The following is a 14,108-nucleotide window of genomic DNA, read 5'->3' as shown; positions in this document are numbered from 1 at the left end:
CCATTAAAACTTAGTTGGAAACGCAGAAGATTGCGCTTGCTGTCGAGCCGCATCACTAAACTTTCCATGTTGAACTGGATTGCCTAGCATTCTTAAAATATACGCAATTGATTTATCCGCATGAGCAAAAAACTTCTTCCAACCAGCGCATAGGTAATTTAACCCCGGCTCACCGTCACGTGTTTTAATAAATCGATTTTTAGGGCACTCACCATGACAGGCAAATTTATAATCACATTGCTGGCATTGGGTAGTTAATGTTTTCGCTTTAGCAAAGCCGAACTCTTGCTGTTTACGACTGAACGCCAGCTCATCTAATTCTTGAGTATGGATATTGCCAATCTTGTATTCTGGGTAGACGTAATGGTCACATGCAAATACATCGCCGTTATACTCCATTGCTAGGCCTTTGCCGCAAATTTCGCCCAAGGTGCACAATGGGTTCTTACGCCCCATCCAGGTTTCGACACTGGCTTCAAAATATTGGACGAATACTTTACCTAGATCATTTTGTGCCCATTCATCAAAAACGGCGATTAAAAAGTTACCCCAGGCTTCATCTGAAACACACCAAGGTTCCATTATTGATTCTTTGTTTCCCGGAATAAGGCGTTTATCACCTTGACGCAATTGCGCTGCCAGTTGCTCTGTTTGTGGCGCTACCGTTCTAAAGGTTTTTTGTTCAACAATCGGAATAAACTGCATTTGTGGCGATTTCACCACATCACGTAAGAATCGATACACTTCTAATGGATTTCGGCTCGTTAAGTTATTTACACACGTTAAGGTCGCAAATTTCACCTGATGCTTATGCAGTAAATCCACCGCCTTCATTACTTGGTTAAAAGTCCCTCTGCCTGCTTTGTTAGTGCGATAGGCATTATGTAATAACTCAGGGCCATCAATACTTAAACCAACTAAAAAGTTATTTTCAACAAGAAACTCACACCATTTATCGGTTAGTAAAGTACCGTTAGTTTGTAAATCATTAGAAATTACGATCCCTTCTGGCTGATATTTCTTCTGAAACTCTACAATTTTCTTAAAGTAATCTAAACCTAGTAATGTTGGCTCTCCACCTTGCCAAGAGAAGATAATTTCAGGCGTATTTTGGCCTTCAATATATTGGCGAATATAGATTTCTAGGGTCTCGTCATCCATTTGTGGGGAGCAATCTTTTTTGTATTCAAGTAAGTCCTCTTTACTCAAATAATAACAATATGTGCAATCAATATTACACACAGCACCAATGGGTTTTGCCATGACGTGTAATCGTTTTGAAGCCTTACCCTGAAACTGAGGACCTTGAGTAATGATCATATTGATTCCTATTAATAATGAGTCTTTGATTTGAGAAAAAGAACTTACCTAACAAACATATTAGCCACCCTTTATAGCCAGTTGTTAAGCAAGTTCTAACTCCATAATAAGCAAAAAGAACATCGGTATTAGTTATACACGTTATTCCATTTTGGAAAGTGCTTTCACTGTATGATAAATACTCAATCATTACTGTTGAGAATGTCATGTTTAGAATCTCTTTTTTAACCAATTTTAAAACATTATTTACCTCCTTATTTCTTAGTTCAGTGCTAGCAGGATGTGCAACTGCACCACCACACCCTGTAACTCAAAAAATAGAAGAAACCATGGTCCATGTTGAGGGCGGTAAATATCAAATGGGTTCAGACTCTCCATATGCGAAGAAAGCTGAAAAGCCAGCTCATCTTGTTTCAGTTGATGATTTCTATATTTCAAAATTTGAAGTCACTCAGGAATTATTTGAATCGGTAATGGGATCATCTCTCAGTTATTTCCAATCTCCGAACATTCCGGTAAATAACTTAAGCTGGCAGCAAGCCAATTACTTTATTGAAAAACTCAATGAACTGACAGGTGAAACGTACCGTCTTCCAACAGAAGCAGAGTGGGAATATGCCGCTCGTGGAGGAAAACTAAGCCAAAACTACACTTACAGTGGCTCGAATAACATTGATGACGTCGCATGGTTTGCCAATAACGCCAATAATCAAGCTCATCCCGTTGGAATGAAGCAACCTAATGAACTAGGCTTATATGATATGACAGGCAATGTTGGAGAGTTTGTTAGTGATGCTTATGATGATACTTTTTACCGTTTCTCACCAACCGATAATCCAAACAATGCACGAGACGAAGCAAGTGGCTTAGCGCACAAGTCAGTACGAGGCAGCAGTTTTTCTTATAAGGCAAATGAATCAGAAAACTACCGTCGAGATTTCGCAAGCCAATCCATTATCATGGCTGATATGGGTTTGCGCTTAGTAAGAGATGCAAAGTAATCAATAATTAAGATTACTAATAACTATTACTCTTTTGGCAAGGAATAAAAACATGAAGAACAACGCATTACATTGTCTCGCACTCGCTGGGGTAATGATGGTACCAGGAACCGTTCTGGCAAATGATCATAACCCAAAATTAGTGTTACAAATCACTGTTGATGGCCTTCGTGGTGATTTACTAGAGCGTTACCAAGCGAACTTTGGCGAGGATGGCTTTCGCTACTTAATGGAAGATGGTACTTATTATACCAATGCCCATTACCAACACGGAAATACCGAGACCATTGTTGGACATGTCTCCCTTGCTACAGGAGCTCCACCAAGTGTTCATGGCATGGTTGGTAATGTGTGGTATGACAGAAATGAAGAGCGCTTGGTATATAACGTTGAAGATGGCAATTACAGCATGCTTACCTCAGGTGCTGGTGTAAATAAATCAACCGAGATCGACCCAACTCAAAAGGTCGCAACCCAAGATGGTCGCTCACCTGAGCCTATTTTATCCACCACCTTTAGCGACGAACTCGCGATAGCAAGCAATGGTGAATCAAAAATATTCTCGGTATCAGTAAAAGACCGTGGCGCTATTTCGTTAGGTGGTCATTCAGGGAAAACGTTTTGGTTCTCTAAAGCACAATCAGAATTTGTGACCAGTAATTACTATTATGATGAGTACCCTGCATGGGTAACCGCATGGAACCAACAAAAAGTACCTAACCAATACTCAGGAAAAAAATGGGCATTATCACTGCCTGAAAATAAATATACTTTAAAAGAAGGCAATCCCGATTACAAAGTTGACCTTGCAGGATTTAAACGTACCTTCCCTCACCCTTATGGTCCTGCAAGCTATAAATACTACAGTACAATGCTAACACTTAGCCCTGCTGGAGATGAAATCACTGGGAACTTTGCTGAAACACTCCTTAAAGAAGAAAATTTAGGCAAAGGAAAATTCACCGATTACCTTGCGGTTAGTTTCTCATCAAATGACTATGTGGTTCATATGTATGGTCCATCAAGTTTAGAAACAGAAGACAACTTAATTCGATTAGATAAAACCATTGCCAACTTACTTAAAAAAGTCGATAAGCAAGTTGGGTTGAAGAATACACTGATTGTGCTTTCTGCCGATCACGGTGTACCTGAAGCCCCTGCTACGATTAATGCATTAGGGGCAAATCAAGCCGCCTACTTCAATCAAAAAAGTTTAATCTCTCCAGAATTACTCACTCGTTTAAAAACAGAATTTGGCTTAGGTGAAGACGCAATTCGTTTATATGCCCAACCTTATGTGTATTTAAATCATGAAGTAATCAAGAAGAAAGGCATAGCGTTAGATAAGGTACAAAAGGCAGTCGCCGAAGAGTTACTAAAAGTAAAAGGCATTGCTTACGCGGTAACAAGCTCAGATATTGAGAAAAACCAAGTGCCGACTACTCACACAATGCAATTGGTGAAAAATAACTATCATCCAATGCGTTCTGGTGATGTTTATGTGGTTTACAATCCTAGAAACTACATTAATGACATGGATGGATTAACCATAGCATCCACTCATGGTTCACCTTGGCGTTATGATACTCATGTTCCGGTGATCTTTGCTGGTTATAACATTGATGATGAAAAAATCAGCCGTGAAATTACCCCTTACGACATTGCGCCAACCTTATCGAATGTTTTAGGTATTACACAACCGAGTGGGACGACTGGTGAGGTATTAACTGAAGTAACGCAAGATTAACCGAAGATAATACCAACAACAAAAAGCAGTGCTGAGAAATCAACACTGCTTTTTATATTCTATGTACTTATAAAACAAACTAAATAGATTATGGGATGGCTACTTTATTCGCCACTTTTTGAATTTGTTGTCTTAACCAACGGTGTCCACTTTCTGCCGTTCGGCTTGGATGCCAGATAATACACAAATCATGTTGTTGGCGATCAAAAGGTAAATCTAACGACTTCAAATTGTAATACGCACCTAAATCAGAAATTGCCGATTGTGGAAGCATCCCTATCATTTCTGTTGAACTAATAATTGGCATCATTTCGAATGCGCCAGCTGCTCTTATTACAATATTTCGAGCCTCAAGCTCTACTATATCATCCCCATTCAATAAGCTGCTTCGACTGTGCCAGCGCGATGCAGCAACATGTTCTTCACTTAAGAATTCTTCTAGTGATATTTCATCACCGATCCGAGGATGGTTTTGACTACAAACTACTTTTAATTTTTCAGTATAGATAACTTCTGATTTTAATAACGTTCGACCTCTTATCGCCATATCAATGACCAAATCATAACGTTGTAATCGTAGATCGGCTTCCAAATCTTCAGTAAATTGAGGGTGCACTTCTAGCGAAACATTAGGCGCACAAGCTCGAATTTGCTTAACTAATTTAGGAATAAGGGAATAACTAACCGTTGATACCACCGCTATAGAAAATATGCGGTTGGAGGTTTTAGGGTCAAACTCTCTGGATGCTGATAATGTCGATGTAAAATTCTTCAATGCTGCTGACATTGCGGGATAAATATCAGAAGAAAATACCGTCGGTTCTACCCCAGAGGTATTTCTATGAAACAAAGGATCGTCATAAATCTCACGTAATCTTTTCAACGCTTTACTTACTGCAGGTTGACTAATATTCATCCTTGCCGCGGCTTTAGAAAGGTTTTTTTCTTCATAAATTGCGACAAAAATAGGTATTAAATTAAGCTCTGTACTTTTCATTATTACTGACACTACTGATTGATCCCTACTTCCACTGTATATAACTAAAAGCTCGATACAACCTTTAATCTTTTCTTTTGTGTTGATTCTCTTGGTTTTTTACATATTTTCTTCGTAACTGATTGAACTGAGGAAATACCGCTTTTGGCTTCCACATTGAAAAGAGAGAAGATAATCTATTTGTTGGAGAAGATATTCTTTTCCATAAACGAGAGGATATCTTTTTAGTGATCTCTCTTGTTTGAAAGGTAGACGAATCTTGTTGCCAATCACTGGTTGAATGGCAGTATTTTAACTCCAAGGTTTTGTTTTTCATTCTCAGCGTTCGATAAAGAAGTACTCTTACTGTTCCCCACTCTTGTTTATTTACGGCTTTCGAATAGATAAGCCAAGCAGGTAATGGATGAGTTTGATAATAACGAATGGTTTTAATCACACTAAATAAGATAACAACGGCAGTGCTCATCAATATTACTAACCACTGCCAATATTGGTGCAACCAAGAACTCACTGTATGAGAAACAGAAAATGATTGGCCATCAAGCGCAATGGTTTTTAATTCTTGAGCATCGGTATCCCACCAGGTTAAGTTAATGGCTGGGAACGCTACCTCCCCCCCATTTTGAAGAACATAAACAACCGACTCTTTTCGTTCTGACAAATAATCGCCACGAGTCTGTGAATCATCTAATTGGTTAGGTTGTGAGTACGTTTGATAATTCGCTGTCGAAGTTTGCTTAATCAATTCAGGGATCAACATAGCTAATGTATCTGAGCCCTTGATGGTGATGGTACGAGTGATCGCATCACCCGCTTTTAAGTCATCATTTGATTTATCCCACTCTTGTTCAACTGAAAAATCACGACCAGATACCCATTCAGAGTCATCATTCAATAAACCTGATGGCGTAATTGCGGTAAACCGTTGTGGTTCTGTATATAAAACACCAGAAACGTTTCCCGAATTTTCTCGTGAAACTTGTACCTTAACAGCCGTTGGTGGGACAACAAAATTGCCTTCAACTTGTGGGTATAATGTCACCTCCCAACGTTGATGAGTCCAAGTTGCTCCATTGCGCCTTTCTGTAAAATTGGTGGCTAATTGGTTACGCTGTTTTGCTACTACATTCGGAATTTCTATAGGCGCTATTCGAGTACCTCCGGTAAACCACCTTGGCGTAACGACTTCTATATATAAAATGATTTGCTGATTTACGGCATAAGTTGGCGCTTTCTTATCCTTGTTTTCTTTAGTTTTATTCGGATCACTTAACCACGTTTTTATTGTTACCTGATCGGATTTATCGAGTGTTTCAACCGTATTGGCTCTAGAACCAAAACTCATCACCATTAATATAACGGCGACAAAAATGCAAAGGTGTATGACTCGACGTTTATCGTTATTTTGAGACATTATTTACCTTCTCCACTATTTTCTGATCCAGAAACCGATGATTGAGAACCAGATGACTGGGCTCGAAGTTGAAGCTGAAATTTCGCACGTAAGAAATACTTAGGGTCGGCCTCTACACGGCGTAGCCACTTATCAGCAAGCTCTTGGCTACCTAAAATTTCATTCGCATTCAGTTTCTCTTCTTTCATTAATGCAGAATCTACTTTCTCATCCGCGCCATCACCCGTTTTAGGTTTATCATCCCCTAATTCAAAAGACTCTTCAGGTCCATCTGTGCTGCCTTTCTGGCTTTCACTCATACGATTCACTTCATCGACAATGCCTTGCATGATCGATAAATTGTTTTCTACTTTTTCTTTTAACTCACTTTCAAGATCTCTTTCTAGCAATAACTGATAAACATCACGAGCAGCAAGATATTCTCTTTGTCTTGCCAACGAATTCGCCGCATTAAAAATACCTAGATTGGTTTTTACTTGTAGAAAAGCACTGTGAGCCAATTTATATTCGCCGGCATAATAATAAGCGATGCCTTTTTTAAGAGGATCTTGATAACGTTTTGCGGCCGTTAAATATTCGAATTTATCAAAATACCATTGCCCTTGTTGATCTGGTGTTAACCATAAATCCATCCACCATTGCGTCGTTCTATCCCATGCCGTCACTTCTTTTACTGGTTCATTCGTTTTGGCTTTTAGACTGACCGTTTCAGCATAAGTTGGAGTCGAATAAAAACTAGGGAAAACAATCAATGCCACCAAACACCATTTTACTAACCAGCCTTTTCTAAACCATGACAACATCAAAAGAGAGACAGGAAATAAAAGAAAATACCCCATGTCTTTCCACGGCATTGCCGATTCATTATTTAGCTGCATATGACGTTCTATTTTACTGTTTAGCGTCTTAATATCACTGTCGTCAATCGTCACTTCAACGACGCTGCCATTACTTTTACTGGCTAATGACTTAAGCGATGAAAGGTCCATCGGGTTATCACTGGCTCTGTCACCATTTCCTGCCGCCAATACTAATAATTGATGTCGACTTTTCTCAAAGTAACTCTTAAATGCCTCCGTCGTTGTAGGGTTAACACCGTCAGTAATTAACAGTACTGTTCCCACACTTTCAGCCCCCAATTGAGGGTCAATAAGTGGTAAGGCTGTTTCTGCGCTTTTACCTTCTACAGGCATAATATCGGGTTGAATTGCAGCTAAAAATGGCGCGAATACCGAATCATCTTTGGTTAATGGCATGGCTAAATGTGCTGAGCCAGAAAAGACGACTAACCCTGTTTTACCACCTTGTCGTTGCTTGATTAGGTCTCGTATTTTTTGCTTAGAACGCTCTAATCGGTTTGGCGCAAGATCTTTTTGCAACATCGATTCACTGTTATCCAGAACAATAAGTAACGCTGCTTTATCTTCACCAAATGGAGACGCTTCACGCTGCCAAGTTGGACCTGCACACACGATAATAGCGACAAACATAGAAACACCTAGCAACTTTAATGGCAGCTGTTTTTTCCATCCCGCATCATTAATGGTTAATGCATTACGTAAATGTTTTGGTAGTTGTTCTTGCCATTCATTTTTTGCATCTTGTTTCCAACGTAAATAAATCACAATACCAAACGGGATTAGGATCAATAACCATAACGGTCGAATAAAATGAAATTGTTCAGCAATTTGCTGCCACATCAGGGAATCAAACATGCTTTTCTCCCGATTTAACATGACGCTTAATTGTCGCAAAGCCAAAAGCGAATAAATACATCATGACGATCAACATCATTGGGTATTGATGAATTGACTGCTTTGGTCGATAAGTCGTGCTTTCATATAGTTGAGGCTCTAATTCACCAATGGCTTCATAAGCTTGCTCTAATTCATCACGATTAATGGCTTGAAACGCTTTCCCGCCAGAGGCTTCGGCGACTCGATTAATCACATCCATATCTAATGCTTGTTCCCCAACAGTTCTTGGATCACCCATTGCAATCATATGAATACGCACATTTTTAGCTGCCGCAACCTTGGCTGCATCAATCGGTTCAACATAACTGCCAGTATCATTACCATCCGTTAAAACGATGGCGACTTTCTCTCGTGGTTTTGTTTTATTGTCTTTGGTATCAGTCTTACTGCTTGTCTCTTCTTTTGAACTTTGCTCAAAGACTTTAATCGCAAGTCCAATAGCATCACCCAAGTGGGTACTTTGCCCTGCCATTGCCACGTCAGTTTGATTCAATAGCTCTAACCACACTTTTTGATCCGCAGTAAATGGAGTTTGTACAAACGCAGCATCACCAAAAAGAATTAACCCTAAACGATCCCCTTTTCGAGTTTTAACAAAATCGGCCAAGACTTCTTTTGTTGCTTCTAAACGAGAAATCTTTTGAATAGAACCTTTGTCTGAAGAACCTTTAGACACAAAGTCTTGCTCTGCCATCGAACCAGATAAGTCCACCACGACCATCACATCTCGCCCTAAGCTTTCACGAGTTTGAGGTTCACCTAAAATAGTCGGTTTGGTCAGTGCGAAAATTAATAAACACCATGAAATAATCAAAAATGCTTTTTGCCAATAACTTGCTTGTAACTGACTTGCTCCTTCTGATGGAGACTCATCTAACGCTTTTACTAACACATCAAAGAAAGGTACTTTAATGGCGGATTGGCGTGTACGGTAAGCTGGGATTAACCAATAAATAATGATCGGTAATGGCAGCATCCATAACCAATATGGGTTCGCTAATTCCAACTGATTAAACTGCATCTTCACCTCCATTTTGATTCAATGTAGGCATTACATGGTTAGATAACCATTGTTGACATAACACAGTTAAATCAGTGAGTTGCTGCTCTGATAATGCATATTGCTGTTGCACTAATGAACGCATCCACTGTTGTCCAAGTTCATTATTAAAATTACCTGTACCATCGAGTGAATAACTATCCAATGCGATAAGAAAATCGTCTTTAAAGAGTGTCGCATTCTTTGCGCTAATATGCGTAAGTACTGCTTTCATCACTTCAAATATTTCATAACTTAACGATGGATTATTCACAGAACTCGATATCAAATTTAATAAACTGCTTGCTTCACGACGATAGCGATTTGCCCACCACTTTTTAATCCATGCCACAATGCAGTAAACCGAAAAAACCAAAAGAATGATGGCGACAATTTTCCAACCTATCGTTTGCGGAAACCAGCTCACATGATCGGGAACGGTCACCTCACTCATTTTTCTCAGCATATAACTGCTTGGCGGCTCATGAATGCTCATCGTCTGCCTCCTATTGCGCGTTTCAGCTGCTCGATATGATGCCCTGACGTATCCGCTTCAATAAGAGGAAGGCCTTTTGCTGCCATCAGCTGAATTAGTTGCTCTTTCTTTAAATCTTGATGAACACTCAACCCTTTATTAGCTAGATCAAATTTCTTTGCGTCATTAAGGTTAATTTGAAATGCGCCATCACCCACCACCCATGAGCTGCTTTGTGATGGAAAATTGGACTCGAAAGGATCAGAGATTAATACCCCTAATACATCATTGTGTTTTTGAAGGTGTTTTAAATGAGTTATCTCATCAGAGGTAACGCCATGCCAATCACTTAGGATAATAATGGTTGCTTCTTTAAGCTTTAATCGACCTAATAGTGTCACAAACTGTGAAAAACCAACACCATCAACGTCTTTACTTTCGACGTCTAAAGACTTATTAATACTAGATAACAATTGCAGCCGATGGAGTAAATCACCTTGAGATCGTTTTGGCGTTAACCAGTGCATTTTCTCGCTTGAGCTGATGACAAAACCAACACGATCACTGTCTTGTAAAATACGCCACGCAGTGAGTGCTGCCAATTCAGCAGCCACAACCGATTTCATTGTCTCTACTGATGAAAAATACATACTGCTGCGTTGATCAACACAGATAATAAAATTGCGGTCTTTCTCTTCCGTGTACGATCTAACATGAGGCTTGCCAGTTCGCATCGTTACCTTCCAATCAAGATTACGAATATCATCACCGAGTTGATAATGTCTTAACTCCTCAAAATTTAAACCTCGCCCACGAAAAATAGACGAATGGCGACCAGACAACGCGGTGCCTGATTTTAAATTCGGTAATAAACTGAACGATCTCGCTTGAGATTGCAGTTTTACTAATTGGCTGTATTCACAATGAATACGTGTATCGGTGCTTTTTTCGTTCATAAAAAGCCCTACCCAATAACAACATGATCCAACAATTCATTGATGACTTGCTCTTGCGTCACGCCATCGGCTAAAGCGTCATAACTCAACGTTATACGGTGCCCCAACACTGAATGTGCCATTGCTCGAATATCATCCGGCTCTACGTAATCTCGACCTTGTAACCATGCATACGCACGAGCGCACTTATCTAATGAAATGGATGCTCGAGGACTCGAACCAATTTCTATCCAACGAGACAAGTTTGATTCAGAATAACGCTCAGGTTTACGTGTCGCCATAACCAAAGCAACGATGTAACGCTCACTGATCTCAGACACTTCGATTTGAGATAATTCAGAACGCGCTTGCATCACTACAGAAGGATCAAGTTGGATAGCCGTTTCTATTTCAAGATTATCTTCTTGTGTGTGTTTTTGTGGTGACTCTTCTCCACGAACAAGACGAATAATATCTAACTCAGCCTCATCATCAGGATAATCAACCGACACCTTCATGATGAATCGGTCCATTTGCGCTTCAGGTAATGGATATGTCCCTTCTTGCTCTACTGGGTTCTGTGTCGCAAGCACCATGAATAATTCAGGTAAGGTATGAGTTTGATCACCAACAGTTATCGTGCCCTCCGCCATGGCTTCTAATAGCGCCGCTTGTACTTTGGCTGGCGCTCGGTTGATTTCATCGGCTAAAACAATACTGTTAAAGATAGGGCCCGGTTGAAAATGCAATTGCGGTTTACCATTTTGCTCTTGGTATACTTCTGTACCCGTCACATCAGATGGCAATAGATCTGGCGTAAATTGAATACGCCCAAACGAGGTATGTAAATTATCAGCCAACGATTTAACCGAACGCGTTTTTGCGGTGCCTGGCAATCCCTCTAATAAAACATGCCCTTGAGTTAATAACCCAATAACCAGTGAACGCACGACATGGGATTGACCAATCACCGATTTCTCTACTTGAGAGATAAGCGATGTAATAGCCTTCTGAGTTTGATTCATGTTTTCTCCTTACGTTCACGAGTTAGACCAATAGATACTAAAATTTAGCTTTTACTATTCTAGTTAAGTCCATCATAACTATTGGTTATAGTGCTCATTAATAAAGCCGTTTTTTAAGTTCATTGATCACATTTTTAGGGGCATATTGTTCAAGTTGCGTAATACAGGATTGCGCTTGTGGTGATTTAGCTTTTAACAGTTGATCACACTGTGCAAATAAATACTGAGGATTACCGCTTAAACTAAAAGCTTTTGCCAATGCATTCGCACCTTGATTAAGGTTAATACCTTCAAGTGATAAGCCGTACACATACCAATATTGTGAATTTTGTGCTTCAATTTCAGTTGCTTGTTTAAAGTAATTAGCGGCTTCTGTTTTCTTACCTAAACGCAATAGTGCTAATCCTGCGCTGTAACGTAGTGCACCAGATTTAGGTTGTGCTTTGATCCCTTGTTGCATCAGCAGAAGGCCTTTCATTTCATTGCCTTGGGCTCGATATAAATCCGCAAGATTTACATAGCTATTAACAAAATACGGCTCTACATCAATCGCTCCTAAATAGGCTTCTTCTGCCTTTTCAAGTTGACCTTGTGAGCGATAAACATTACCCAAATTAGTACGTCCAAAACCTCTATCTGCATTAAAAAGTTGAATATTAATGTATTCATTTAATGCAGGAGATAACTGCTCGTGTTGTAATGGATTCCACTCTGGCCAGTACGCCGCTAATGCACCAGCGGCTTCGGCACGAATACCCAACACACTATCTGTTAATAACGGCGATAATATTTGCCAACGATCATGAGATGTATACCCTGCTGACCCTTGAATTGCGCCTAAGCGAATTAATTCGTCATCATGTTTTACCGCCCGTCCCAATGCCACTAAGGTATTCTTACTTGGAAACGCGCTTAAACGTTGCAATGCAGACCCACGAATAATCCCAGATTGCTTCGCATCTTGCGCGGTATATGAAAGGGCATCCCCAGCACCGCGATAATTAATGTCTGAGGCATAAAATGCCACCGCAAAGTGTTGTTGATTTCGATAAGCTGAATCAGGGAACCATTCACCGACTTTTTTATCTGCCCATACATCGTCTTTCTCTTCATGGCATTGAGTACACACGTTAGGTGTGCCGATGTTTTTACTTAAATCCGGCCTTGGGATCTGCCAACTATGATCACGTCTTGCATCTACGCCCATGTAAGTCGTTTCTGGCATGTGACATGTCGTACACTGCGATGCTTCGGTATTGGCTTCATGGAAGGTGTGTTTTTCTGGTGTATATTCTGAGGCAATATGACATTGGCTACACACGGCTTGCTCTGGAATATCTAACTTGGTTGAGTGCGGGTTATGGCAATTGCTACAAGTGACACCCTTTTCCGCCATTTTCGACTGCATGAAAGAACCATATACATAATCTTCATCGTAAATCTGACCATCGTTATGGTATAAACCAGAAGTAATTAAACTCGGTAAATAACTGTCTAATAAAGAACCTTCTACATGTGCTTGGTCTTCATTAATTTGAACTCGACGGCTATGGCATTGCGCACATACCGCGACTTGGTCGGTTTGTGCAATCTCTTTTGGTTGAAGCGTTGTATGGCCTTCTTTAAACACCCACTCTTTAACTGACTTACTCAAATCACGATCAAATCCATAGTGTGGATTTTTATTTTCTGTTTGGTTCTTACTCCAAGCAATATGCTCACTTGCTGGGCCATGACAGGCTTCACAACCAACATTAATTTCAAACCAGCTGGTGTTATAGGTATCAGTCTTCGCGTCGTAATTCTTCTTTACATCCGTTGAGTGACAATCAGCACACATGAAGTTCCAGTTCTGCCCAGTATTAGTCCAATAGAACTCATCCGTTTTTTCCATCTCAGGATAAAGGTGATACCAACGTTGACCACCCTCTTCCTCACTACGCGAATCCCAAGCGAATGGTATTAATTGAATACGCCCGTCTTCAAATTCCACCATGTATTGCTGTAATGGCTCAAAACCAAAGGTATAACTAATTTGATAATCGTTGAACTTCCCATCAGGCCCTTCGATATTGACCCAATATTCATCACCTTTCTTAAAAAAGCTATTTGGTTTTCCTTTAAACTCAAAAGTCGCGTCATTAAAATCACCAAACACGCTGTCTTTATCTGCGTGTTTCATTGCCATTTCATGATCAGACCCTTTCCAAGCCTCAGTTTCTTCTTTATGACAATCAATACATGCATCACTGCCAACAAAATCAGCAGAAAACACATTTGATGAAAAACTAACAATGCTCACCCATAAAACGAAAAAACCATAAACGATTTTTTTACTGCTCATATACATCCTTGTATTTATACATTTTTTATCTCTAATTCTAAAGATAACAATACA

Annotated in this window: 11 protein-coding genes; 2 read left to right on the top strand and 9 right to left on the bottom strand. The window is 39.9% G+C overall.

The window, feature by feature from the left end:
• Window positions 1-3: 3 nt before the first annotated feature.
• Window positions 4-1,320 carry an anaerobic sulfatase maturase gene (locus ED622_RS12580; RefSeq protein WP_122034531.1) on the bottom strand — a complete coding sequence of 439 codons (1,317 nt, stop codon included), beginning with the start codon at window positions 1,318-1,320 and terminating at the stop codon, window positions 4-6.
• Window positions 1,321-1,535: 215 nt separating this feature from the next.
• Between ED622_RS12580 and ED622_RS12575 the strand changes: the two genes are divergently transcribed.
• On the top strand, window positions 1,536-2,321 hold the full coding sequence (locus ED622_RS12575) for an SUMF1/EgtB/PvdO family nonheme iron enzyme (protein WP_174213451.1): 786 nt from the start codon (window positions 1,536-1,538) through the stop codon (window positions 2,319-2,321).
• Between the two features lie 94 nt (window positions 2,322-2,415).
• Window positions 2,416-4,068, top strand: coding sequence for an alkaline phosphatase family protein (locus ED622_RS12570; protein ID WP_122036097.1), 1,653 nt, complete (start codon window positions 2,416-2,418; stop codon window positions 4,066-4,068).
• Between the two features lie 88 nt (window positions 4,069-4,156).
• Here the strand turns inward: ED622_RS12570 and ED622_RS12565 are convergent, their stop codons facing one another.
• The 8 genes from ED622_RS12565 to ED622_RS12530 all read right to left on the bottom strand — a co-directional run bounded on the left by ED622_RS12565 (window position 4,157) and on the right by ED622_RS12530 (window position 14,054).
• A complete protein-coding gene (locus ED622_RS12565; protein ID WP_162922550.1) occupies window positions 4,157-5,065 on the bottom strand; it encodes a LysR family transcriptional regulator in 909 nt (302 codons plus the stop codon).
• Between the two features lie 64 nt (window positions 5,066-5,129).
• A complete protein-coding gene (locus ED622_RS12560) occupies window positions 5,130-6,479 on the bottom strand; it encodes a BatD family protein (protein WP_122034526.1) in 1,350 nt (449 codons plus the stop codon).
• The gene (locus ED622_RS12555) at window positions 6,479-8,194 is read right to left on the bottom strand and encodes a VWA domain-containing protein (RefSeq protein WP_122034524.1); all 1,716 of its coding nucleotides are present in this window, start codon (window positions 8,192-8,194) and stop codon (window positions 6,479-6,481) included. Before ED622_RS12555 ends, ED622_RS12560 begins: the two co-directional genes overlap by 1 nt.
• A complete protein-coding gene (locus ED622_RS12550) occupies window positions 8,187-9,257 on the bottom strand; it encodes a VWA domain-containing protein (RefSeq protein ID WP_122034523.1) in 1,071 nt (356 codons plus the stop codon). Before ED622_RS12550 ends, ED622_RS12555 begins: the two co-directional genes overlap by 8 nt.
• On the bottom strand, window positions 9,247-9,771 hold the full coding sequence (locus ED622_RS12545) for a DUF4381 domain-containing protein (RefSeq protein WP_122034521.1): 525 nt from the start codon (window positions 9,769-9,771) through the stop codon (window positions 9,247-9,249). Before ED622_RS12545 ends, ED622_RS12550 begins: the two co-directional genes overlap by 11 nt.
• The gene (locus tag ED622_RS12540; RefSeq protein ID WP_122034520.1) at window positions 9,768-10,706 is read right to left on the bottom strand and encodes a DUF58 domain-containing protein; all 939 of its coding nucleotides are present in this window, start codon (window positions 10,704-10,706) and stop codon (window positions 9,768-9,770) included. The genes ED622_RS12545 and ED622_RS12540 overlap by 4 nt, the downstream gene beginning before the upstream one ends.
• Before the next feature lie 8 nt (window positions 10,707-10,714).
• Window positions 10,715-11,710: a MoxR family ATPase gene (locus ED622_RS12535; RefSeq protein WP_122034518.1), complete on the bottom strand. Its 996-nt coding sequence runs from the start codon at window positions 11,708-11,710 to the stop codon at window positions 10,715-10,717.
• Window positions 11,711-11,807: 97 nt separating this feature from the next.
• Complete coding sequence (locus ED622_RS12530; RefSeq protein ID WP_122034516.1) at window positions 11,808-14,054, bottom strand: multiheme c-type cytochrome; 2,247 nt, start codon at window positions 14,052-14,054, stop codon at window positions 11,808-11,810.
• Window positions 14,055-14,108: the final 54 nt, after the last annotated feature.

The organism is Aliivibrio sp. EL58, from assembly GCF_900312675.1.
Lineage (GTDB): Bacteria > Pseudomonadota > Gammaproteobacteria > Enterobacterales > Vibrionaceae > Aliivibrio.
This window is presented reverse-complemented; position numbering and strand designations above follow the sequence as displayed.

Coding starts and splice junctions, on each gene's coding strand:
- ED622_RS12580 (WP_122034531.1), bottom strand. CDS start 1,320: ATGATCATTACTCAAGGTCCTCAGTTTCAGGGTAAGGCTTCAAAACGA.
- ED622_RS12570 (WP_122036097.1), top strand. CDS start 2,416: ATGATGGTACCAGGAACCGTTCTGGCAAATGATCATAACCCAAAATTA.
- ED622_RS12565 (WP_162922550.1), bottom strand. CDS start 5,065: ATGAAAAGTACAGAGCTTAATTTAATACCTATTTTTGTCGCAATTTAT.
- ED622_RS12560 (WP_122034526.1), bottom strand. CDS start 6,479: ATGTCTCAAAATAACGATAAACGTCGAGTCATACACCTTTGCATTTTT.
- ED622_RS12555 (WP_122034524.1), bottom strand. CDS start 8,194: ATGTTTGATTCCCTGATGTGGCAGCAAATTGCTGAACAATTTCATTTT.
- ED622_RS12550 (WP_122034523.1), bottom strand. CDS start 9,257: ATGCAGTTTAATCAGTTGGAATTAGCGAACCCATATTGGTTATGGATG.
- ED622_RS12545 (WP_122034521.1), bottom strand. CDS start 9,771: ATGAGCATTCATGAGCCGCCAAGCAGTTATATGCTGAGAAAAATGAGT.
- ED622_RS12540 (WP_122034520.1), bottom strand. CDS start 10,706: ATGAACGAAAAAAGCACCGATACACGTATTCATTGTGAATACAGCCAA.
- ED622_RS12535 (WP_122034518.1), bottom strand. CDS start 11,710: ATGAATCAAACTCAGAAGGCTATTACATCGCTTATCTCTCAAGTAGAG.
- ED622_RS12530 (WP_122034516.1), bottom strand. CDS start 14,054: ATGAGCAGTAAAAAAATCGTTTATGGTTTTTTCGTTTTATGGGTGAGC.